The organism is Protofrankia sp. CiP1_Cm_nod2, from assembly GCF_920664355.1.
GTDB lineage: Bacteria > Actinomycetota > Actinomycetes > Frankiales > Frankiaceae > Protofrankia.
In genome coordinates this window covers 1-20,524 of record NZ_CAKKTL010000040.1, presented here as the reverse complement: position 1 = coordinate 20,524, position 20,524 = coordinate 1, and the positions used below count along the sequence as shown (strand labels likewise).

The following is a 20,524-nucleotide window of genomic DNA, read 5'->3' as shown; positions in this document are numbered from 1 at the left end:
CCGCCCGGGTCCTGACCGCTGACACGCTCGATCAGCTCCTCGACTGACCAGCAGCCCGCCACGACGGGCCTGTACGGTTCAAGGACGATCGGCGGCATCAGGCCGCCGCGGTGACGGACACCTCCCGGGGAATCCCGAGCTCCTCGATCAGGCCGACGAGCGTCTCGCGCAGGTCGTCCAACCCGTCCTGCCCGGTGGCCCCCTCGTATGGGCACCCACACCTGGACGCAGCTGCGCATGCGCGCACCAGACAGCGTCCTCGTCGCACTCGACGAGGATCGGGAGGGCGTTGGACAGGGCCTCCGATCGACAGCGGCGGCGAGCCCCATGCGACACGTGGTGTGACCGTGCGGCGTACGCGACTTTGTGGTGCGCACCGTGAGGAAATGCCGCTGGGATGTCAGGGACGGTATGCGCCGCGGCAGTGGTCGATGTCGAGGACCTGTATCTCCCGAGTGCCGTCGTCGATCCGGTAGCGGACACGGTACTCACCCCGTCGCGCCCGCCACAGCCCCTCGAAGGGCTTGCGCAGGGGGCTTCCGACGACGCGTGGACGATCCAGCAGCGGACCGGAGATGAGCTCCCACGCCGCGAAGGCCGCCGCCTCCGGCAGATGTTGGCTCAGGGCGCGGCGAGCGCCGGGCGAGAGGACCAGCCGGTAGGGCGGCCCTGCGCCGTCAGCCTTCACGCTGCTCGTGTCGTCGCCGCATGATCGCGGCTATTTCCGCGCCGGTTGTCACGTCACCGGCGGCGACGGCCTCGTCCGCCGCTCTGATCCTGGCCACGGCCGCTGGATCGGAGAGGAGTTCCAGTGTTGCCTCCATGGACGCCAGATCTTCGGCCGACATCAGGACGACGTACTCGCGGCCGTTGCGGGTGATGTGGACACGTTCGTGTGTGCGGTCGACCTCGTCGGCGATCTCTGACAGCCGGGCCTTGACGTCCGAGAGAGGCAGCGTCTGCATAGACCAGAATTCTAGTCTTTCGGCCGTCCGCTGTCGATCTCGTGATCGAGGCCGAGGCGCGGACCGGGAGCGGCGGCCTGCCCAGCGCCGGGCGGAGCGGCTCACCCGCCGGTCGACCGCTCGCGTGCGAGAGATCTGCCACCCGTACCTCGAGGCGACCGTCGGCCGGTCCGGCGCACCCCACGTCCACGGCGGCAGCGACACTACCGGTGCCGTCCGCGGCGTCGAGACCATCACGACCGGCCTGAGATGGAAGCGGTTGCTTGACCCGCTGGCCGTGATCGGCGAGGTGGACGCCGCCGGGCACGAGGCCTGCCGGGAGCTCGGGCCACAGCCGCTGCCAGCCTGACGAAGGCTGACGCCCGTCCGCCGACGCGACACCGCGGCATGCGGTCCCTGAGGTTCGTGCACGATCCGCTCAGCGGCCGAAGTATTCCCTCAGCGCCGAAAGCAGCCGGTCGATGTCGTTGTCGTCGTTGTACGGCGCCAGCCCGAGCCGCAGACCGCCGGCGTCACCGAGGCCGAGCCGATGGGAGGCCTCGTAGGCGTAGAAGGAGCCAGCGGGGGCGTTGATCCCGCGCTCGCCGAGGAAAGCCCGGATGTCCTGCGGGTCATGGCCATCGAAGGTCGTGAGGAGGGTTGGCGTGCGGCGGACCGCTCGTGACCAGAGCGTGACCCCGGGCAGCTGGCGCAGCCCCGTCTCGATCCGTTCGCGTAGGACGTCCTCGCGAGCCTGAAGCGCCGCCATCGAAGCGAGGAGCCTTCCGCGCCGGTCCGCGCCTGCGCCGGCCGCGCTGGGCGCCAGGTCGGCAAGGAAGTCGATGGCTGCCGTCGTGCCGGCCATCAGCTCGTAGGGGAGGGTGCCGAGCTCGAACCGCTCGGGCACGGCATCGGTCGCGGGCCACAGCTTGTCGGGGGAAAGCCGCTCGAGGAGATCGGGCCTGCCGTAGGTGACGCCGCAGTGGGGGCCGAGGAACTTGTAGGGGGAACAGGCGTAGAAGTCGGCGCCGAGGGCCGGTACGTCGATCGCCGCGTGCGCCGAGTAGTGCACAGCGTCGACGTGCAGCCAGGCTCCGACGGTGTGGGCCAGCTGGCTGATCGCGGCGATGTCGGGCATGGTGCCGATCAGGTTGGAGGCCGCCGTGACCGCGACCAGCCGCGTGGCGGGGGAGAGGACACGCTCGATCTGGTCCGGCTCGAGCTCGCCGGTCTCGGGGTCGAAGTCGGCGAACCGGACCGTCGCCCCGACCGCCCGCGCGGCGATCACCCAGGGCCGGACGTTGCCGTCGTGGTCGAGCCGTGTGACGACCACCTCGTCGGCCGGACCCCACCGTTTCGCGATCGTGCGGGCGAGGTCCATCGTGTTCTGCGTCATACTACGACCGAAGATCACGCCGTCCGGCTCGACGCCGAGGAAGTCGGCGAGGGCGGTACGGCAGGCGACGACTGCGTCCTCGGCGTTGCGCTCGGCGAGCGTCACGGTGCCACGGTTGGCCAGCGGGCGGATGAGCGTGTCGTGGACCGCCCGCGCCACGACATCGGGAGTTTGCGAGCCCCCCGGCCCGTCGAAGTGGGCGGCGCCAGCGGCGAGTGACGGGAAGCGGCTGCGGACCGCGGCGACGTCGTAGGCGGCGATGCCGTAAGCGGTAGCGGCGTCTGGGACGGTGTGGGGCTCGGTCACCACCCCAAGCCTGCCAGCACCGTTCGTCACCGTCGGGCCGTCCGTATCGGCACGGGACCGCGGGTGATCAGGACCTCAGGAGGAGGGCCGGCGGAGCCGTGCCGGTCACGGGGCCGATGGACGAGGCGTCACGGGGGCGCGGCGGGCGGCCGGCACACGGTCCTGCACCTGGAGAACGTCCTCACCGAGCCGCACGCGGTGACCATCCGTGACGGTCTGGAATTCCCGAACTATTTCGTGACCTGGGACGCCGGCCGGCCGACCGGCCCGGACGCACCCGGTTACGCCAAGACGATGTTCAGCCAGCTTGCCTGGTGGGCGGCCGCACTTCAGAAGGCACGCGCCGAGACACCCCATCCCGGCTGACCGCGATCACTCGGCGTGGCGAAGCCCCTGCCCGTCCGAAGCGAAGAAGAAGATCATGGTAATGAGGAAACAAGTGGCTGCCACAGCAGCCACTTACACACTCGTTCCGCTGAAGGAGCTGAAGGGGGTCGTGTGGTGGGTGGTGTGGGCAGGTTGGTCGGGTGTGGCGACGTGTGGTCCCGCCCCTGTGCCACCACCTGCCAACCGGGCGCGCGGTAGGTCATGACCACGAGGCGACCGGCATGGTGGCCACCTGGCGGCTGCCGAGGGCCATAGCATGGTCGCGATGCCGACCCTGCTGACCGTTCACCACACGCCCTCGCCGACCATGCAAGTGATGTTGGAAGCGGTGCTGGCCGGTAGCCGAGACGAGGCGATCGAGGGCGTCGATGTCGTCGTCAAGCCGGCCTTGGCGGCGACGGCTGTCGACGTGCTCGCCGCCGACGGCTACCTCCTCGGCACGCCGGCGAACATCGGCTACATGTCCGGCGCGCTCAAACACTTCTTCGACCAGATCTACTATCCGATCTTGGAAGCAACGGTTGGTCGCCCGTACGCCCTCTACGTCCATGGCAACAGCGACACGACCGGAGCGATCCGCGGGGTCGAGGCTATCGCGACCGGGTTGAGGTGGAAGCGCCTGCGCGAGCCGCTGTCGATCGTCGGCGAGGTAGACGCCGTGGGCCGAGAGGCGTGCCGGGAACTCGGAGCCACCGCGGCCGCATCACTGATGTTCGACTGATGTGAGCCAACCGACGTACTGTGGTAGATCCAGGGCGGCACACGGCATCGACCGAAGCCATCGCATCGTCGAGACGCCCATCCTCCTGATCGTCCACGACGCCGTCGCCCGCCCGGTGCGGACCGGCGACGCGGGCGAAACCGAGTGCCGCGCGGTTGTCGTGTCTGCGAGGATCGGGGCATGGACGAGACGCTCGTTGGCATCGCGACGCGTGACGCTGTCGCCGTGCTGCGTCAGGCAGGCGCCCAGTTCGCCTATCTGCACGGCAGCCGCGCCGTCGGGTGCCAGCGGGCGGAATCGGACATCGATATCGCCGCCTACTTCGGCGGGCCGCGGCCTCCGGACTCCTTCGACATACTCCTGCCACCCGGCGTCGACCTCCTTGTCCTCGACAACGCGCCGCTCGAGCTCGCGGGCAGGGTCGCGGCCGGCGGGCGGCTGCTCTTCGAGGACGACCGGGCCGCGCGGGTGCGCTGGGAGGCGATGACCAGAAAGATCTACTTCGACGAACTCCCGCGGATCACTCGGGCGCACCGCGAGTTCGCCGCAGCTCTTCTGGACCGGAGCGCATAGCAGGTGGTCGACGAGGCCCGGGTGCTACGCCTGCTCCGCGCGATCACCGACGACCTGTCCGTGCTCCGCCGCGAGTCGGATGCCAGCGATGAGCGCCGCGCGGACCCGATCTGGCTGCGCGGGGTGAAGTACACCTTCGTGACGGCGATCGAGGCCTGCGTCGACGTCGCGCAGCATATCTGTGCGACGCAGGGCTGGGGACCGCCGGCGGACAACGGCGATGCGGTCCGTCTCCTTGGCGTCCATGGAGCGCTGGCCTCTGCGCTCGCGCTGTCGCTCCGCAAGGCTGTCGGCTTCAGAAACGTCCTCGTCCACGACTACATCGACGTCAACGATGAGATCGTCGTTGCTCGGCTGAACGCCCTTGATGATCTTGACGAATTCGTCCGGGAAATAGCGGCGTACGTGTCTGTCGCCGGGGCGTAGCCGGGGGCCCGTGCGCGATCGCGGTCCGACCCCTGACGACGGCACAGGACAACCGGGTTCCGCTGGACGTGGAGGCCAACCTCATTGTCACGTAATGTAGCTAGCTGATGCACCCGAGTTCCGGGCGCTTCTGCGACCAGATCTACTATCCGTGCCCTGAGGCGACTATCGGCCGGCCGTACGCACTCCACGTCCATGGCGGCAGCGACATGACCGGCGCCGGCCGCGGTGTCGAAACCATCACGACCGGTCTGAAATGGAAACGCCTGCGCGGCCTGTTGGGAACTCGGGGCGACGGTCGCGGCCGGTCTGATGCCCGTGTGATCTGGACGGGCCAGGAAGATCGTCAGGGAAGGACGGCTGTTCGTCTTTGCGAGACGACGCGACGGCCGTCGATGGCCACTGGTGCTGGTGCCGACACTGGAAAGGAACCCGACGAATGGGTACGCGGTGCGTTGTTCTTGACATCGGGGGTGTGCTGGAGGTGACGCCGCCGACGGGATGGGTGCGGCGATGGGAGCAGGAGGCGGGGCTGGCGGCGGGCATTGTTCTCGAGCGCCTGCATGACGTTCTCCTCGCGGGCTCGGTGGGGACGATGTCAGAGGCTGAGGTGATCGCCGCGGCCCGCACACGGTTGAGTGTCCCCGAGGACCAGCTGACCAGCTTCTGGACTCTCGTGTGGGAGGAATACCTGGGGACGTTGAACGTCGAACTGTTCGCATGGTTCCGGGGGCTCCGGCCGCGATTTCGCACTGGAATTCTGAGTAACAGTTTCGTCGGTGCGCGCGAGCGTGAGCAGGAACGCTATGGCTTCGCAGACGTCACCGATGTGATCGTGTACTCCCACGAGGTCGGGTTTGCCAAGCCGGATCCGCGGGTGTACGCATTGACGTGCGAGCGGCTGGGAGCCGCTCCAGGCGACATGGTCTTTCTGGACGACACCCCTGCGGCCGTCGAGGGCGCTCGCGCGGCCGGTTGGCAGCCGGTTCTCTTCCGTGCCACCGCGCAGGCGATCGCGGACGTCGAGGCATGCCTGGCGATCTGATGGTCTGCGCCAGGCCGCCTGCTCCAGGTGATGAGTTGGGTGCGGTTCGTCGATTTTCACGCGGCGGGGGTGTCGGTGCTGCGCAGGATGTACAGGTCGTCGCCGAAGACGGCGGTGATCTGGATCCGGCATCCGAGGGCCTGGACGACGAAAATGACGCGGACCCCCACTCGTCCACAGCGCGAAGTTTAGCAAACCCTCGACATCCGAGCATCGGACCGGCGCGGCGGAGCCGGCTGCCCCCGACAGTGGAACGTCTGCCGGCAACGCCTCCCATCGCTCATCGATGCGACGAGGCGCGTAGCGTTGTCGCATGTTGTTTCGTGTGCCGGAGGTCGACGCGGCCGACGAGCGCGTGCTGGCCGAGCTCGAGCGGTTCCGCGGCGAGCTGCGCCACCAGGTCGTCGAGCCGCGCCGTTGGCTGGGGCAGCTGCGGCGCAGCCTGATCGCGGGCGCGATCCGGGGTTCGAACACGATCGAGGGCTACACCGTCGACGTGGCGGACGCCGAGGCGGTGGCGGCTGGCGAGGAGATGCCGACGGCACACGACGCGCAGACCCGTGCCGCGGTCACCGGCTACGCGGAAGCGTTGACCTACGTGCTCCAGGCCGCCCGGTTCGAGGTCTTCGCGTTCCACCCGATACTGCTGTCGGCACTGCACTTCATGATGCTTCGCGGTGACCTTGACAGGTCGCCCGGCCGGTACAGAGCAGGGCCGATCTGGGTGTCCGGCGCGCCGGACAACCCGCCGCTCTACACCGGGCCGGATGCCGAGCGCGTGCCGGAGCTCATGGACGAGCTGTGCCAGTGGCTCCAGAACGGGGACCAGGATGCCCCGGTCTTCGTCCGGGCCGCGATGGCACATCTGAACCTGGTCAGCATCCACCCATGGCGTGACGGCAACGGGCGGATGGCTCGCTGTCTACACACACTGGTGCTCGCCCGGCAGCTGATCCTCGCGCCGGAGTTCTCCAGCATCGAGGAGTGGCTCGGATCGTCCCCCCACAACACCGCGATGTACTACGCGGCGCTTGGAGATGCGCAGGGCGGGAGCTTCCAGCCGGAGCGCGACGCGCACGGCTGGCTGCGCTTCTGCCTGCGCGCCCACCACCTGCAGGCCCAGCTGGTCCAACGCCGCCTCGACATCGCGGCCGAAATCTGGAAAGTGCTGGCCGACCAGGTAGCGGCCGCCGGGCTCGGCGAGCGCACCGTCGCCGCCCTCTACGCGGCGACCCGGCCGGAGGGCGCGCGCCGCGCCACCTACATGCGCGACGAAGGGCTGACCCGCGACCAGGCGATCCGCGACCTGCAGGGGCTCAGGGCCGCCGGCCTGATCGAGGAGGCCGGCCATGGCCGCACGCAGCGCTACCTCGCCGCCGGCCCCGCCGCCCAGGCCGAGCGCTCCGTCCGCGTCGCGATCACCGCCCAGCCGCTTCGCGACCCCTACGGCGTCGACTGATTCCCTGGCCCGTATCCCTGATGATCAGGGTGCTGGCTCGGCCGCGGCCTGATCACCGCAGACCCCGAGCGTCAACCAGACCGGGGGCCGACCCTGCTATGGGAAGGGCAGCGAGCTGGCGACTCACAGCGCCGCCGCTCTCCGGCGGGTCAAGCACACCCTCAACAGGCGATCCCGCCCCACCCCAGGGAGCCGTCGTGTCACCCGCGGCTCCGCGCATGTGTTCCTCAGCTTGCCCGAGCAGGTGATCATGGAGCGCTTCGAGTGCGAGGAGGTTCGTGCCGTCCTGGCCAACATAGCGTCATGGTCGAACCTGCCGATCCAGGAGGACACGTCCGCCGGCGCCCACCCGTTCGGTGCCCTCCACGCCTGGAGCGGTCGGACGACCGCCCGAACGGTCGAGCGCACGCTGCGCCGCCAGGAGATCAGCGATCGTGTTCGCAGCCGTGTCTCGAAGGCCCGGCTCTCATAAGTACGGTTATGATAACTGTGCTTACGAGAATCGATGGGGAGTGGCTGATTGGTTACGCTGGAGCGTCCGGTGGACATGTTCGACCGGGAGTTCGAGTGGGACGCGCTGACACGGTTCGCGACGGACGACGCGATCGGCGCGACACTGGGGGTTGTGTCCGGCCGGCGTCGGCAGGGCAAGACGTTCCTGCTCCGCGCGCTGTGCGAGGCCACCGGTGGGTTCTTCTTCGGGGCGGACGAGGCCACGGACGGCGAGTCGTTGCGCCGGATCGGTAGTGCGTTGGCCGATCGGGTGGGCGCGCCGGCGCCGCTGATGTTCGATGACTGGTACCCCGTGTTCGACGCCCTGCTCGAACTGGGCCGCGAGCGTGCCATGCCGGTGGTGATCGACGAGTTCCCGTACCTTGTCCGGGCGAACCCGCGGCTGCCGTCGATCATCCAGAATGTGCTGGCGCCGCGGCGCTCGCAGCGCGACGAGAGCCGCACGCGCCTGTTGCTCTGTGGGTCCGCGATGTCGTTCATGGGCGGCCTGCTCGCGGGCGGTGCACCGCTGCGTGGCCGGGCCGGTCTCGAACTCGTCGTCGCGACGCTCGACCACCAGCTCGCGGCCCGGTTCTGGGGCGTCGACGACCCCGTGACCGCGCTGAAGGTCCACGCGATCGTCGGCGGCACCCCGGCCTACCGCCGCGAGTTCGCCCGCGATGACACTCCAGCCGGCCCCGACGACTTCGACGCCTGGGTAACCCGTACCGTGCTCTCGCCGACCAGCGCACTCTTCCGCGAGGGCCGCTACCTGCTCGCCGACGAGCCGGACCTGCGTGATACCGCGCTCTACCACTCGGTTCTCGCCGCGATCGCCGAGGGCAACGCGTCACGTGGCGGGATCGCGTCCTACCTCGGACGGAAGTCGGGGGATCTCGCCCATCCGCTCACCGTCCTGGCCGACTGTGGACTGATCACTCGGGAGCCGGACGCGTTCCGCGACAACCGCACGCAGTTCCGCATCGCCGAGCCGCTGGTGACCTTCTACCACGCCGTGATGCGACCCATGTGGTCCGATCTTGAGCACGCACGCGGTACCCGCCGGCTCGCCCAACTCTGGAAGATCGGCCAGCGCCGTTTCGTCGGCAACGTCCTCGGGCCGCACTTCGAGCGGGTGTGCCGATCCTGGACCGCGCACCACGCCGCGCCGGAACGATTCGGTGGAGGTCTCGTCAGCCGGGTTGCCACGGGCGTCGTCAACGACCCGTCCGCCCCCACCAGCCATCAACTCGACGTCGTCGCCTTCGGCTATGACGACGACCAGGAACGTCTCCTGATGATCGGTGAGGCCAAGTGGGGCGACACCATGGGCCTCGCCTACCTGGAACGGCTCAGGAGAATCCGGGAACTGCTCAGCGCCCAGGACCGCCCGGGTGCGGCCACCGCGCGACTCGCCTGTTTCAGCGTGGCGGGTTTCAGTGAACAACTGGTCGCGGCCGCCGGCCAGTCACCGGACATCCTGCTCGTCGGCCCGGCAGACCTTTACGAGCCGATCTGACGGGCGCCTTCCCTCGCCGCGCTCGCCCTCGCCTCTCCGTCTGTGTGTCACCGGCACGGTCCGTCGTTGCGACGAACTCATTAGGATCATGGCCGTGAAGGCGGACGTGGAAGACGCGATGATCGCTGTCCCGGCCGGGCGGGTGACGCTGTCGGACCGGCGAACGCGGCGGCGGTGGTCCGTCGAGCTCGCGCCATACCATCTCGCCGCGTTTCCGGTCACCCAGGCGCGGTACGCACAGGTCACCGGTGAGCGGCCCGGCGCCGCCCGGGGGGACCGGCTGCCCGTCGAGAGCGTTTCCTGGTGGGACGCCGTCCGGTTCTGCAATGCGATGTCACAACACGAGGGGCTGGCCCCCGCGTACGACATCCGTGCTGGCAGCGAGGATGTCGAATGGGATCTCTCGGCGGACGGGTACCGGCTGCCGACCGAGGCCGAGTGGGAACACGCCTGTCGTGCCGGCACCACAGGCCCACGGTATGGTCCGCTCGACGACATCGCCTGGTACCGCGCCAACTCGGACGAGCGCATCCACGAAGTGGGTGGCAGACAGTCCAACCCGTGGGGCCTGTACGACATGCTGGGTAACGTCTGGGACTGGTGCTGGGACATCTACGACATCGAGGTCTACGGCACATACCGGGTGTTGCGTGGCGGAGGGTGGTTCGACCAGCACTGGAGCTGCCGGGCGTCCGTGCGCCGCCGCGGCCATCCGAACTTCCAGGTCGACGACGTGGGGTTCCGCGTCGCGCGGTCCGTTCCCCGCTGACGCACGCGTCTTTGCCTCGATCGCCGGACGCCCCGCCGGGGTCTGCGGGCAGCGCCGTCACAGCGATCCGAGTCGTATCGCCCCGGTCAGCGTCGCCAGCGCTGTGGCCCGGGCGCGCGCTGGATGAGTGGCGTGGCCGGAGTTATCCCGGGTGCGGCCACATGATGGAGACTGGCGGAAAGGGTTGACCTTCACGTCCGCGTCAGGGTTTAGCGTCCGGCGACATGACCGGATTCCAGTCGTCCTCCGTTGTTTCGGACCAGCCGCCGGCTCTCGCCGGGGACAGCGTTGGTTGGCAGGTGCACCTGGCCGCCCGTCCCGTTGGGACGCCCACTCCCGCTGACTTCGCTCTCGTGAGGACGACGGTCCCGCCGCCGTCGGCGGGGCAGGTGCTCGTGCGCAATCTGTTCCTGTCCCTGGACGCGGGAGCGCGGCTACGGATGAGTGACGTCGGTGTGCCGATTCCGCTGTACGCGGTGGGCGCGGTGATGGACGGGGACGCCGTCGGGGAGGTCGTTCTCAGCGCCAGTCCGGATCTCGCCGTCGGCGATCTGGTTCACCATGGCATGGGGTGGCGCGAGTACGCGGTCGCCGACGCGGCGCGGTTCCGCCGGGTCGACGGCCGGGTCTTCCCGACGCTGTCCGCGCATCTCGCGCCGTATCTGACGGCGTGGGCCGGGCTGGTCGACGTTGCCGGGCTGACCGCCGGGGACACCGTCTTCGTCTCGGGAGCCGCCGGCGCGGTGGGCGGCCTTGCCGGCCAGATCGCCCGGCTGAAGGGTGCCGGCCGGGTCGTCGGCAGCGCCGGCTCGCCGGCCAAGGCCGCCCACCTGGTCGAGGAACTCGGTTTCGACGCCGCGTTCGACCACCACGACGGCCAGCTCGCCGACCGGCTCCGGCAGGCCGCTCCCGGCGGCGTCGACGTGTACTTCGACAACACCGGCGGCCCGCAGCTCGAGGCTGCGATCGAGGTGATGAACCCGCACGGCCGGATCGCGCTGTGCGGAGCGCTCGCGTCGCAGAACGGCGGTGCCGGCGCGGCCGGGCCGTCGAACCTGGTCCTCGCGATCGCCAAGCGGCTCAGACTGCGGGGATTCCTCACCAGTGACCACCTGAGCCGGACGGACCAGGCCCGGGCCGAGGTCGCCGAGTGGCTCCGGCAGGGACGCCTCCACCTCGACGAGACCGTCGTCGACAGCCTGGAGAACGCCCCGCGGGCCTTCGTCGACATGCTGGGTGGCGCGTACACCGGCAAGGTCGTCGTCCGGCTGTCGCGGTAGACCCGCCCGGCTACCGTTACCCGGGGAAGCCTCGGGGAGACGTCGGAGAAGTGTCGGGGCCGGCGTGGGGCCGGCGTGGGGCCGGCGTGGGGGAGAGGTGAGAACCATGCGGATCGGTGAACTGGCCCGCGCGGCCGGTACGACCACGCGCACGCTGCGGTACTACGAGGAGCAGGGGCTGCTCAGCCCACGGCGTGCCCCCAGCGGCTACCGGCTCTACGGCAGCGCGGACGTCACCCGGGTCGACAACATCCGCAAGCTGCTCGCGAGCGGGTTCACCGTCCGGGACACCTGTTCCTTCCTGGGTTTTCTCGACCGCCCGCTGCCGGCCCGTTTCCGTCCGGCGCCGATGTGCGAGGACGCGCTGGCGGTCGCCGCTCGCCGCCTCGCCTCACTCGACGAACGCATTGCCGCCCTGACCCAGCTCCGCAACCGCCTGGCGAGCCGCCTCCCCGAACTGACGGTGAACAGCATGGATGACGATACGATGGCTAATGTGGACGGCAGTTCTTCGGTATCGGCAGCGATGACGTTGGTGAACGAGGGGGATGGCGTGGTCGCCGTGGCCGAGACGAACATGCCCACGCTCACAACCGACCTGGTACGTACCACACCGGAAAACGTCAGGTGATAAGGATTGCTGGCCGTCCGCTGCCAGCGCGCCGCCGTATCCTGCCGAAATTCATGAGACCTCGGCCATAATCCGTTCGCCATCGCCGCGGGTAAGGCGGCCGCGATTACTCATTATGTAGTACCCCGGGACGCCAATGGCTTTGAGGCTTTTCGTTACATCTTTCAGGTCATCCCGGACGTCTTTTCTCCCGCGAGGCATCCGCTCCTTCGGGTCACCGGTGGCATGATGATCGTCTATTTGTTTCCAGTACTCGTAACCGAGCCTCCTGAACTCCTCCAACGGGGCGTCGACACCCGGTTTCGCTCGCCACTTCCTGCCGGTGACGTCCATTTCCTGGCGGGCGGTTTAGATGACGGGGCTGATCCGGTGCTCTTTCCCGGGCCTGTGTGGCGAGGGGCTACGTGTCCATGCGCTGGCCTCGAAGCACACCGTCAGCCAGAGGGCCTCGGTGATGTCGAGTATCACATCGCCCACGACAGGGGTATGTGTGAATGTGTGATGGCGTCGCGTAAACCCGCGGACACAGGGCGAGAGGCGAGCTCACGGGCCAGTCCATCGAACCGCAGGTCCTCGGGTGATATGTGCTGGGGCTCCCATCCATACGGACCCGCCTGCTCCCAGCGGTCCGGTCGTTCCGCATGCGCGGTGTGTCCAGCGCTTGTTGGATCTCGACTGTGGTTACTGTGAGTGTGCGGAATCTTGGTCGTGCCGCGGCTACCCGGGATGGCCGTGCCCACGTGGGAGACCAGCGGTTCAGCCCTGTGATTCATCCGAGGCCTCGTTTCGGCAACGTGCGGCCTACATGGTTGCCTCGTGTCGGCGGCGGTTGGCCTGTCTTTCCATCGTTCCCCGTGTGAGTCGTCGAGGCATCGGGAGGGCCGTCAGGTCGGGGTGGCGGAGGTGGAACGGCACCGAGATCCCGCTACCGGAATTAGATGTCGGTGCGCGTCTGTACGGTGCCGCTATGTCGAGTTCGTCCTCGCCGCATGACGCGGTGTTTCGCCGGATCCTCGGTGCGCCGTCGAACGCGGCGTCGCAGCTGCGTGCGACGTTGCCGTCGGCTCTCGTCGAGCGGCTTGACCTCGATCGGCTGGTCCTTGTTCCTGGCAGTCTGGTCGATGCCACGCTGCGGTGGCGGCATACTGACCTGCTGTTCACCGCTCCGCTCGACGGTCGTGAGGCGTTCATCTACGTTCTCATCGAGCATCAGAGCAGTAACGATCCGCTCATGGCGTTCCGGATGCTGCGCTACGTCGTGCGTGTCTGGGATCGTTATCTGGCCGATCATCCCGGAGCGGTTCGGTTGCCGGTGGTGGTCCCGCTGGTCGTGCACCACAACGAGCATGCATGGACCGCCCCGGTTCAGGTGCTTGACCTGGTCGACCTGGACCCGGAGCTCACCGACGCCTGGGGGGAGCACCTGCCCCGGTTCCAGTTCCTCCTTGACGATCTGGTTCGCGTCGACGAGCGGGTGCTGCGGGAGCGGCCGCTGACCCATTCGGTGCGGCTCACCCTGCTCCTTCTCAAGATCGCCCCTGGCAATCCCCGGCTGGGTCTGGACCTTTGGCCGTGGGTGGACGAACTGCGCGCGGTTCTCGAGGGCCCTGACGGCAGGGAGGAGTTCGCCGCTCTGCTGCGTTACATTGAGCTGGTCGGCGAGGCGGACGCCCGTGACCAGTTGCATGATCTGATCGTCGCTCTTGGTCCGGAGGCGGAGGAGACCTACATGACCATCGCAGAGATGCTTCGTGCCGAGGGCCGTCAGGAGGGCCGTCAGGAAGGCCGTCAGGAAGGCCGCGTCGAGACGCTTGTCCAGCAGCTGACCCTCAAGTTCGGCCCGCTTCCCGAGGCCGTGCTCACCACCGTGCGCAACGCCTCCGCCGACCAGCTCCAGACCTGGACCGCCCGCGTCCTGACCGCTGACACCCTCGACCAGCTCCTCCGCTGACCGGCTGCCACGCCACGGCGAGCCCTGCCCGTCGATCTGGTGATCTGTGTGGAGATCCCCATCCTCCGCCCACGGGCCGAGGGGTTCGTCGGTGTGTCCGTGACCTCGCGGCACCGCGGCGTCGTTCCGTTCGGCCTCGGCCGGCTGACGTCGGCTCGCTGACGCTGGGAAGCGCTGGAAGATGGTCGGTGGGATGAGCGCGACGCCTGTTGCCAAGGAGGTTGCGGCTGCTCGCGGTGGCCGGAACCTGTTCGACCGTTTCCTCGTGGGCCGGACAGGGCGATGACGCGGCCGACGGGCGTGCGAGAGCCCGCCGCCGGCCGTCGGCGTCAGCGGCCGAGGCCGGCGTCGCGGGCCTTGATGATGGCGGCGGTCCGGTCCGGAACCGCCAGTTTGACCAGGATCTGCGAGATGTGGTTGCGCACGGTCTTCTCGGCGAGGAACAGCTTGCCGGCGATCTGCCGGTTGCCGTCTCCTGCCGCGGCGAGTGTAAGCACTTCGCGTTCGCGGGCGCTCAGCTGTGGGAAGGGAAGGTTGGGTCTGGTGGCTTCGCGTAGTCCGATCAGCCGGCGGGCCATCCCGTCGCCGAAGAAGGCGTGGCCACGGGCGACCGACCGTACCGCCTGCACGATGTCGTCGCGGTCGGCGCTCTTGAGCAGGTAGCCGAGCGCGCCGGCATCGAGCGCGGCCTGAAGGGCGTTGTCGTCGGCGTGCATGGTCAGGATGAGGACGGCGACGGACGGGAAGCGCTCGCCGATCTGGCGGGCGGCTTCGGTCCCGTCCATCTTGGGCATGGTGAGATCAGTGAGGACGACATCCGGCGTGTGCCGGGCGACGGCTTCCAGGAGCTCCTGCCCGTCGGCGGCGTCGCCGACGACCTCGACCTCGTCGGTGGCCTCCAGCGCCGCGCCGAGCCCGAACCGGTACATGGGGTGGTCGTCCGCGATGACGACCCGGATCGGCCGCTCGGCCCGTGGTGTGGTCATGCTGCCCTCCGTGGCTGGCCCGCCAGCGGGAGTGTGGCCAGGACGATGGTCCCGGGCTGGGCATCGATGAATGCCAGCGTTCCACGGAGGTTCGTGGCGCGTTGCGTCATGCTCTCGATCCGACACCTACCGGTCGCGGTGCCCCGGTGATTCCTCGGCCGTTGTCCTGGACGGCCAGGATGAGCGCTTCGGCCCCGCTGTCGACCGTGAGCCGGACTGTCGCGGCGCCGGCGTCGGCGTGGCGGACCACGTTGGTCAGTGCTTCGACTGCTATCAGGTAGGCCGCGTTCTCCACATCCGTGGGCAGCCGCGGTAGTTCGCCAGTTATTTCGACCCTGACCGGCAGCCGCGCGGCCAGGGTGCCCGCGTGTCGCCGCAGCGCCTCGACGAGGCCGGCCTCGTCGAGCGCGCCGGGCCGCAGGACGCCCTCCACGACCGCGCGGAGCAGCTCCGGCTCGTCGGTCGCCGCGACACTGTCGCCCAGCCGGGCGACGGCCTGCATCGGGTCGCGCCGGTCCCCGTAGACGAACCGGTCGACGAGGTGCTGCAGCCGGTTCCGAGCCGGGGTGAGCCCGACGGCCACCAGCGCCGCCGCGAGGACACCGGGCAGCCCGCCGCCGCCGAGCCCCGTGCCGCCGGCGGCGGTCACCGCCAGGTAGGTCCCGCTGACAGCGGCGGTCAGCACGGCGTAGACCAGGGTGCGGCGCAGCACGACCTGGATGCCGAACAGGTTGTGCCGGAAGACGCCGACCGCGATCGCCACCGGTAGCAGGCAGCTGAGCAGCGCGAGCTGGGCACGGCCGAGGAAGAAGGTGCCGCCGAACACCGGCACGACCGCGGCGGCCAGCCAGGCGAGCTGCGCCCGTTCCGCGCCGGCCGCCCGCGCCAGACGGACGGCAGTGTGCGCCCAGATGGCTACCAACGACACCACGAAGACGACCGTGGCCACGGCGAACGGCGGTAGGTACAGCCAGTCCGGGAGCCGCAGCGGCGACTCGCCGTCGGGGATGACGTCATCATAGGAGCTGGGGAACAGGTCCGTCGTCGCAACCAGGACCGCCAGCGAGCCGGCGGAGGCGACAGCCAGACGGCGCTGCCACCGCTCGCGGCCGTTGGCTGCGGTCCCTCCCACGAGTCGGATCGCCCGCGGCCCGGCCCGGGCTCCGACTCGGCGTCTGGTCAGTCCGGCTCCGGTCAGTCCTTCAACTCGGAGTCCGGCCAGTCCGGCGGGGTGAGCTACACGGAACTGCTCGGCAGGTCGGTCAACGATCCGCTGATCGTCAGGTACTCGACCGAGAACGGGTGCGAGCTCTACGGTTCCCAGCGCCAGTGCAGACTGGCCGGGACCATCCTGTTCTACAGGGACAGCGGCCGGATCCATCAGGTCAAGATGTATGGCCCAGGCATCGGCGGAACCCGCGCCTACCAGGGGGACCTTCCGCGCGGCCTCCAGTGGAGTGACTCCCATGCCGCGGTCGTCGCCAAGCTCGGTCAGCCGGTCAAGGTGGTGCAGGCGACCACGAGCACGCTGCCGTGGGCGGATTTCGGCTCCGGTCGGACGCTTCTCATCGTCACCTACAACCGAGAGGGCAGCGTAATCCACGACGTCCAGGCCGGCGAACGGGCCTGACCGATGCTGATCGACCGCGCGCGGGTGACAGCCGCGCTACCCGTCTACGAGCTGGGTGCCGAACTCGGCGCCGGAAACTTCGGCCTGGTGCTCGCTGGCCGGCACCGCCGCCTGGACCGCGAGGTAGCGGTCAAGATCCTCGCCGCGGCCCACGAAGGCGCCGAGGCCGGCTTCGAAGCAGAGGCCCGGCTGCTGGCCACTATGGACCACCCACACGTCGTCCGGGTCTACGACTACATCGAGCATGACGGCCTCTGTCTGATCATCATGGAGCTGCTGGCCGGCGGGACTCTGACCCGTCGGCGCGGAACGGGCCTTTCCCTGGAGGACTCCTGCGCGGTGGGGCTGGCCGTCGCCGAGGCCCTGACCTGCGCGCATGCCCTGGGGGTGCTACAGCGCGACGTCAAGCTGGACAACATCCTGTTCGACGCGAACAGCCTGCTGAAAGTCACCGGCTTCGGAATCGCAAAGATTTTCAAGGGATCGGCGGCGACCGCCAGCATGGTGGCCGGAACCCCGAAGTACATGGCCCCCGAACAGATCATCGGCGGCCGGCTCGAACCAGCCACCGACATCTACGCCCTCGCCGTCGTCCTCTACGAGCTGCTGACCGGAGCGCCACCGTTCGACCCAAAACTGCCCCTCCACGCGCTCTACCACCAGCATCTGAACGTCATGCCCGCCCGGCCGGCCGGCGTGTGCCAGACGCCGTGGCGGATGTCGTCATGCGCGCACTGGCGAAGGACCCGGCCCAGCGCCACCCCAGCGCCCATTACTTCGCGGCCAGTTTCGCCCACGCGGCCACCGCCAGCCTTCGGCCAGGCTGGCTCTCCCGGACCAGCATCCAGCCCCGTCTCAGTACCGAGGTCCGCGAGGCCGCCGAAGGCCAGGCCATACCCCCGCTCGCAGCTCTGCACGTACCGTTATTGCTACCGCGCCACCCGGCACCACTGGACCCACCGGTTCCCCTGTCACTGCCGGCCTCGCAGGCTCCCCCGACTGTCCCTCCCGACGCGGCGCCGTTCCCGACCGTGGCCACAGGTATGGCGCAGTCACCTCCACGATCACCACAATCACCCGGCTGGTCGCCGGACCCGCCGCCCGGACCCGCCGCACGGCGCCGCGGCCGGCCGTTCGCGGCCCTGTCCCGGCCACTCACCGCACCGGCCAGCCGCCAACGGAGATTCCCGCGTCGCCCCTGGATCGCCGCTGTCGCGCTGCTCCTCGCGGCGGTTCCCGCGGCCTCTGCCGTCGTGGTCACCCGGCCCGACAGCCGGCCCAACAGCCCAAAGCCGCGCAACGTCATACCAACCCTGTCTCCGCGTAGCTCGACGGCACTCGCGACGCCCAGCCCGGTGCCCGCCAAGCTGAAGCACCTCGCCACCCTCGCAGGCCACGACGGACGGGTGCTGACGGCGAGCTTCTCGCCCGACAGCACGGTTATCGCGACTGCGGGCGCGGATGACACCGTGATTCTCTGGTCCCTGTCGGACCCGAGTCTCCCTACTCGTGTCAAGACGATTTCCGAACAGGTCGACGACGTGAGCACGATCGTGTTCTCAGCACACCAGCCGAGGCTTTTCACCAGCGGCAGGCGAGCGGTCCGCTGGGATTTCACGAACTCAACATCCACCTGGGAAATCCTATCCACCGATCTTCCGTCGCCGTCGTCGCTGGCGGTCTCCCGGGACGATAGCTCCCTGGCGATGGCCGGAGGATTCAAGGTGGCGGTGCTCGACCTGGTGGCGGATCCCCCCGTGCCCGCACCCACAGCCACGCTGGACGTCACGAAGGCGATCGGCGGGCTCGCTTTCACTCCTGACCTGGGCATGCTGGCGTCCAGCCATGACGGCCTCCTCGCGCTGTGGGACACGTCAACCGCCGGTCGGGCACCCCGGATAGCCACCCTCCCCTCCGGCCTTCGCCTCGACGACATCTTCAAGCCCAAGCTGACCTTCTCGCCAAACGGGCGCATGCTGGCGGTCGGAACTCTCCTCGGTTTCGAGATATGGGACGTAGAAGAACCGCGCCGACCAGCCCGGGTCGCGACAAACGACTACACGAGAAAGGGCTACTATATCCACTCGCTTGCGTTCTCGCCGGATTCCTTGAACCTGGCCGTCGCCGTCACCTCCGTCGAGGATCCTCGGGTCAAGCTGACGGTGTGGGATGTAGCGAACCCGGTGGAGCCGGTCCGCTACGTCGAGACCAGCCACAATGCCGGGGTGGAGTGCGTCGTGTTCTCCCCCAACGGAAAGAACATCGCCGTCGCCGGAAGGGACGGAACCGTGAGCCTGTGGGCGGTGGTGTGAAGCGATGGCCACGCCACCGCCCCTGCGGACCGGTCATGGCAGAGCGTCGGCGGCCCATATCGGGCTCGCGAACTCGACCACAAGCCAAGCGTTGCTACGGGCGGGTGCTACGTGGCGGAGGGTGGTTCGACCAGCACTGGAGCTGCCGGGCGTCCGTACGCCGCCGCGGCCATCCGAACTTCCAGGTCGACGACGTGGGGTTTCGCGTCGCGCGGTCCGTTCTCCGCTGACGCACGTGTCGCGCGGCTGGGGCTCTTGCCCGGCCACCGCCGCGATCCAGGCGGCACCGCTATGATCAGACCGGCTGTCTAACACCTGTTAGACTCATGGTATGACTACCGTCAGTATGCGGGATCTCAGCCATGCCGTGGGTACCTGGGTCGATCGCGCTCACGCGGGGGAGTCGATCATCATCACTCGCAACGGGCGGCCATGGGCAAGACTGGTACCGGAGCTGACCCAGACTGGTAGCGACTACCTGGATCAACTTGTTGTGGAGGGGCGTGTCGTCGTCCCCACGGCGAGCCTGGCTGATCTCCCCGAGCCGGCTCCCACCGGTGCCTGGGACGGGCGCGACTCCACGGACGTGGTCGCTGAACTGCGCGAGGAATCTCCGTGATCTATTTGGATTCCAGTGCGCTTGTGAAGCTGGTCCATCCGGAGCAGGAAACACACGCGCTGCGATCCTGGCTGGCCGCCCGGCCGGGCGTCTCGGTGTCATCCGCGCTCGCCGTGCTGGAGGTGACCCGCGCACTGCGCCGCAGCGATCCCGCCGCGCTTCCCCAGGTGCCTGATGTCCTGTCTCGCGTCACGCTCGTGCCCATCGACCAGCCGGTCATCGTCGCAGCCGCGGCCCTGACAGATCCTTTGCTGCGTTCGCTGGACGCTCTTCATCTCGCGACGGCGCTGCGGCTCGATGCGCCGTCGCTGGTCTTCGTCAGCTACGACAAACGTCTTTCTGCCGCTGCCGTTCAGGAACGCCTGAACGTCGCGGTGCCTGTCTGAGCCCGCGGCAGTGCTGCTACGGCGAGCCGGGTTGTGTCGGCTCGTCCAGCGCCGCCGGCGGAGCAGTCCCAGGCCGAGGCGGCGAATAGCTCGGGCAAGGGTGTCTCCGCGCCTACAGCCGATCGGTGAACCGCCCCGGCCGCGTTGGAGCGTCGGGCCGATCTGTGGTGTGCTCCGCCCTCGACGTCATCGAGCATGCTCTGTGGGCCTGCCGGAACGAAGGCGTCGCGGCTCGTCGTCAGTCCCGCGATTCGTCCGGGCCTCCGTCCGCCGTCCACGGATCGAGGGGTCTCTCCTGGCACTGGTTGGATGATGCCTGGGAGGTGGTCGGTGGGATGAGCGCGACGCTTGTTGCCAAGGAGGTTGCGGCTGCTCGCGGTGGCCGGAACCTGTTCGACGATCTTGACCTGGTCGTCGGGCCGGCGGAGCGGGTCGGGCTGGTCGGGCCGAACGGGGCCGGCAAGTCCAGCCTGCTGCGGATCCTCGCCGGGCTCGACGCGCCGGCGGCCGGCAGCGTCCGGCTGGCGCCGTCGAACGCGTCCGTGGGCTATCTCGCGCAGGAGCCGCAGCGGCGTCTGGGCGAGGTCGTGCTGCACTTTCTCGCCCGGCGGACCGGTGTCGCCGAGGCGACCCGCCGGATGGACGCGGCCACCCGGGCGCTGACCGACGACGGGCCGGGCGCGGCCGACACC

Annotated in this window: 25 protein-coding genes and 3 pseudogenes; 21 read left to right on the top strand and 7 right to left on the bottom strand. The window is 69.0% G+C overall.

Annotation, left to right across the window (positions count from 1 at the left end):
• Positions 1-97 precede the first annotated feature (97 nt).
• The 3 genes from NBW84_RS06760 to NBW84_RS06750 form a co-directional block, all read right to left on the bottom strand.
• Positions 98-247 carry a hypothetical protein gene (locus tag NBW84_RS06760; RefSeq protein WP_250282738.1) on the bottom strand — a complete coding sequence of 50 codons (150 nt, stop codon included), beginning with the start codon at positions 245-247 and terminating at the stop codon, positions 98-100.
• A 153-nt stretch (positions 248-400) separates the two neighbouring features.
• Entirely contained in the window at positions 401-688 is a 288-nt protein-coding gene (locus NBW84_RS06755) for a type II toxin-antitoxin system RelE family toxin (RefSeq protein WP_250282737.1), read from the bottom strand.
• Positions 678-965, bottom strand: a complete 288-nt coding sequence (locus NBW84_RS06750) for a type II toxin-antitoxin system Phd/YefM family antitoxin (RefSeq protein WP_250282735.1) — start codon at positions 963-965, stop codon at positions 678-680. Before NBW84_RS06750 ends, NBW84_RS06755 begins: the two co-directional genes overlap by 11 nt.
• Positions 966-1,089: 124 nt before the next feature.
• Here NBW84_RS06750 and NBW84_RS06745 point away from each other — a divergent pair, with 124 nt between their 5' ends.
• A complete protein-coding gene (locus tag NBW84_RS06745) occupies positions 1,090-1,314 on the top strand; it encodes a flavodoxin (RefSeq protein WP_250282732.1) in 225 nt (74 codons plus the stop codon).
• 69 nt (positions 1,315-1,383) lie between these two features.
• Here the strand turns inward: NBW84_RS06745 and NBW84_RS06740 are convergent, their stop codons facing one another.
• Positions 1,384-2,601, bottom strand: coding sequence for a cysteine desulfurase-like protein (locus tag NBW84_RS06740; RefSeq protein ID WP_445548654.1), 1,218 nt, complete (start codon positions 2,599-2,601; stop codon positions 1,384-1,386).
• Between the two features lie 174 nt (positions 2,602-2,775).
• Here NBW84_RS06740 and NBW84_RS06735 point away from each other — a divergent pair.
• The 12 genes and pseudogenes from NBW84_RS06735 to NBW84_RS06685 all read left to right on the top strand — a co-directional run.
• Positions 2,776-3,012 (top strand): annotated as a pseudogene (locus NBW84_RS06735) (NADPH-dependent oxidoreductase); the annotation flags it as partial.
• 277 nt (positions 3,013-3,289) lie between these two features.
• Complete coding sequence (locus tag NBW84_RS06730) at positions 3,290-3,754, top strand: flavodoxin family protein (protein WP_250282726.1); 465 nt, start codon at positions 3,290-3,292, stop codon at positions 3,752-3,754.
• A gap of 180 nt (positions 3,755-3,934) precedes the next feature.
• Positions 3,935-4,327 (top strand): nucleotidyltransferase domain-containing protein, encoded by a 393-nt coding sequence (locus tag NBW84_RS06725; protein WP_250282724.1) that lies wholly within the window; start codon positions 3,935-3,937, stop codon positions 4,325-4,327.
• A 3-nt stretch (positions 4,328-4,330) separates the two neighbouring features.
• Positions 4,331-4,753, top strand: coding sequence for a type VII toxin-antitoxin system HepT family RNase toxin (gene hepT, locus NBW84_RS06720; protein ID WP_250282722.1), 423 nt, complete (start codon positions 4,331-4,333; stop codon positions 4,751-4,753).
• Positions 4,754-4,881: 128 nt separating this feature from the next.
• A pseudogene (locus NBW84_RS24120) lies at positions 4,882-5,077 on the top strand (flavodoxin); the annotation flags it as partial.
• Positions 5,078-5,228: 151 nt separating this feature from the next.
• Complete coding sequence (locus tag NBW84_RS06715; protein ID WP_250282719.1) at positions 5,229-5,798, top strand: HAD-IA family hydrolase; 570 nt, start codon at positions 5,229-5,231, stop codon at positions 5,796-5,798.
• Positions 5,799-6,111: 313 nt separating this feature from the next.
• On the top strand, positions 6,112-7,257 hold the full coding sequence (locus NBW84_RS06710; RefSeq protein ID WP_250291769.1) for a Fic family protein: 1,146 nt from the start codon (positions 6,112-6,114) through the stop codon (positions 7,255-7,257).
• Between the two features lie 232 nt (positions 7,258-7,489).
• The gene (locus NBW84_RS06705) at positions 7,490-7,729 is read left to right on the top strand and encodes a hypothetical protein (protein ID WP_250282714.1); all 240 of its coding nucleotides are present in this window, start codon (positions 7,490-7,492) and stop codon (positions 7,727-7,729) included.
• A 57-nt stretch (positions 7,730-7,786) separates the two neighbouring features.
• The gene (locus NBW84_RS06700) at positions 7,787-9,268 is read left to right on the top strand and encodes an AAA family ATPase (protein ID WP_445548444.1); all 1,482 of its coding nucleotides are present in this window, start codon (positions 7,787-7,789) and stop codon (positions 9,266-9,268) included.
• Between the two features lie 88 nt (positions 9,269-9,356).
• Positions 9,357-10,037, top strand: coding sequence for a formylglycine-generating enzyme family protein (locus NBW84_RS06695; protein ID WP_250282709.1), 681 nt, complete (start codon positions 9,357-9,359; stop codon positions 10,035-10,037).
• Between the two features lie 224 nt (positions 10,038-10,261).
• Entirely contained in the window at positions 10,262-11,317 is a 1,056-nt protein-coding gene (locus tag NBW84_RS06690) for an NADP-dependent oxidoreductase (RefSeq protein WP_250282707.1), read from the top strand.
• A gap of 106 nt (positions 11,318-11,423) precedes the next feature.
• Positions 11,424-11,948: a MerR family transcriptional regulator gene (locus NBW84_RS06685; RefSeq protein ID WP_250282705.1), complete on the top strand. Its 525-nt coding sequence runs from the start codon at positions 11,424-11,426 to the stop codon at positions 11,946-11,948.
• Between the two features lie 51 nt (positions 11,949-11,999).
• Here the strand turns inward: NBW84_RS06685 and NBW84_RS06680 are convergent, their stop codons facing one another.
• Positions 12,000-12,281 carry a hypothetical protein gene (locus NBW84_RS06680; RefSeq protein WP_250282702.1) on the bottom strand — a complete coding sequence of 94 codons (282 nt, stop codon included), beginning with the start codon at positions 12,279-12,281 and terminating at the stop codon, positions 12,000-12,002.
• Positions 12,282-12,915: 634 nt separating this feature from the next.
• Here NBW84_RS06680 and NBW84_RS06675 point away from each other — a divergent pair.
• Complete coding sequence (locus NBW84_RS06675) at positions 12,916-13,899, top strand: Rpn family recombination-promoting nuclease/putative transposase (RefSeq protein WP_250282701.1); 984 nt, start codon at positions 12,916-12,918, stop codon at positions 13,897-13,899.
• 329 nt (positions 13,900-14,228) lie between these two features.
• Here NBW84_RS06675 and NBW84_RS06670 read toward each other — a convergent pair whose 3' ends face one another.
• A complete protein-coding gene (locus tag NBW84_RS06670; protein ID WP_250282698.1) occupies positions 14,229-14,885 on the bottom strand; it encodes a response regulator in 657 nt (218 codons plus the stop codon).
• Positions 14,886-14,991: 106 nt separating this feature from the next.
• Positions 14,992-16,017 (bottom strand): ATP-binding protein, encoded by a 1,026-nt coding sequence (locus NBW84_RS06665; RefSeq protein WP_250282697.1) that lies wholly within the window; start codon positions 16,015-16,017, stop codon positions 14,992-14,994.
• Positions 16,018-16,116: 99 nt separating this feature from the next.
• Here NBW84_RS06665 and NBW84_RS06660 point away from each other — a divergent pair, with 99 nt between their 5' ends.
• From NBW84_RS06660 to NBW84_RS06630, 7 genes and pseudogenes are all read left to right on the top strand, one after another.
• Positions 16,117-16,515: a hypothetical protein gene (locus tag NBW84_RS06660; RefSeq protein WP_250282695.1), complete on the top strand. Its 399-nt coding sequence runs from the start codon at positions 16,117-16,119 to the stop codon at positions 16,513-16,515.
• A gap of 3 nt (positions 16,516-16,518) precedes the next feature.
• Positions 16,519-17,886 (top strand): protein kinase domain-containing protein, encoded by a 1,368-nt coding sequence (locus tag NBW84_RS06655; protein WP_250282691.1) that lies wholly within the window; start codon positions 16,519-16,521, stop codon positions 17,884-17,886.
• Positions 17,871-18,827 carry a WD40 repeat domain-containing protein gene (locus NBW84_RS06650; RefSeq protein WP_250282689.1) on the top strand — a complete coding sequence of 319 codons (957 nt, stop codon included), beginning with the start codon at positions 17,871-17,873 and terminating at the stop codon, positions 18,825-18,827. Before NBW84_RS06655 ends, NBW84_RS06650 begins: the two co-directional genes overlap by 16 nt.
• Before the next feature lie 89 nt (positions 18,828-18,916).
• Positions 18,917-19,057: pseudogene (locus tag NBW84_RS06645) on the top strand (SUMF1/EgtB/PvdO family nonheme iron enzyme); the annotation flags it as partial.
• 101 nt (positions 19,058-19,158) lie between these two features.
• Complete coding sequence (locus NBW84_RS06640) at positions 19,159-19,446, top strand: type II toxin-antitoxin system Phd/YefM family antitoxin (RefSeq protein ID WP_250282687.1); 288 nt, start codon at positions 19,159-19,161, stop codon at positions 19,444-19,446.
• Positions 19,443-19,832: a type II toxin-antitoxin system VapC family toxin gene (locus tag NBW84_RS06635; protein WP_250282685.1), complete on the top strand. Its 390-nt coding sequence runs from the start codon at positions 19,443-19,445 to the stop codon at positions 19,830-19,832. The genes NBW84_RS06640 and NBW84_RS06635 overlap by 4 nt, the downstream gene beginning before the upstream one ends.
• Before the next feature lie 335 nt (positions 19,833-20,167).
• A partial coding sequence (locus NBW84_RS06630; protein WP_250282683.1) for an ATP-binding cassette domain-containing protein occupies positions 20,168-20,524 on the top strand: 357 nt, incomplete at its 3' end.

What these genes read in the sequence shown, in the direction of transcription:
- NBW84_RS06655 (WP_250282691.1), top strand. Translation starts at nt 16,519, where the DNA reads ATGCTGATCGACCGCGCGCGGGTGACAGCCGCGCTACCCGTCTACGAG.
- NBW84_RS06675 (WP_250282701.1), top strand. Translation starts at nt 12,916, where the DNA reads ATGTCGAGTTCGTCCTCGCCGCATGACGCGGTGTTTCGCCGGATCCTC.
- NBW84_RS06640 (WP_250282687.1), top strand. Translation starts at nt 19,159, where the DNA reads ATGACTACCGTCAGTATGCGGGATCTCAGCCATGCCGTGGGTACCTGG.
- NBW84_RS06725 (WP_250282724.1), top strand. Translation starts at nt 3,935, where the DNA reads ATGGACGAGACGCTCGTTGGCATCGCGACGCGTGACGCTGTCGCCGTG.
- NBW84_RS06695 (WP_250282709.1), top strand. Translation starts at nt 9,357, where the DNA reads ATGGCCGTGAAGGCGGACGTGGAAGACGCGATGATCGCTGTCCCGGCC.
- NBW84_RS06710 (WP_250291769.1), top strand. Translation starts at nt 6,112, where the DNA reads ATGTTGTTTCGTGTGCCGGAGGTCGACGCGGCCGACGAGCGCGTGCTG.
- NBW84_RS06750 (WP_250282735.1), bottom strand. Translation starts at nt 965, where the DNA reads ATGCAGACGCTGCCTCTCTCGGACGTCAAGGCCCGGCTGTCAGAGATC.
- NBW84_RS06670 (WP_250282698.1), bottom strand. Translation starts at nt 14,885, where the DNA reads ATGACCACACCACGGGCCGAGCGGCCGATCCGGGTCGTCATCGCGGAC.
- NBW84_RS06680 (WP_250282702.1), bottom strand. Translation starts at nt 12,281, where the DNA reads ATGGACGTCACCGGCAGGAAGTGGCGAGCGAAACCGGGTGTCGACGCC.
- NBW84_RS06730 (WP_250282726.1), top strand. Translation starts at nt 3,290, where the DNA reads ATGGTCGCGATGCCGACCCTGCTGACCGTTCACCACACGCCCTCGCCG.
- NBW84_RS06690 (WP_250282707.1), top strand. Translation starts at nt 10,262, where the DNA reads ATGACCGGATTCCAGTCGTCCTCCGTTGTTTCGGACCAGCCGCCGGCT.
- NBW84_RS06685 (WP_250282705.1), top strand. Translation starts at nt 11,424, where the DNA reads ATGCGGATCGGTGAACTGGCCCGCGCGGCCGGTACGACCACGCGCACG.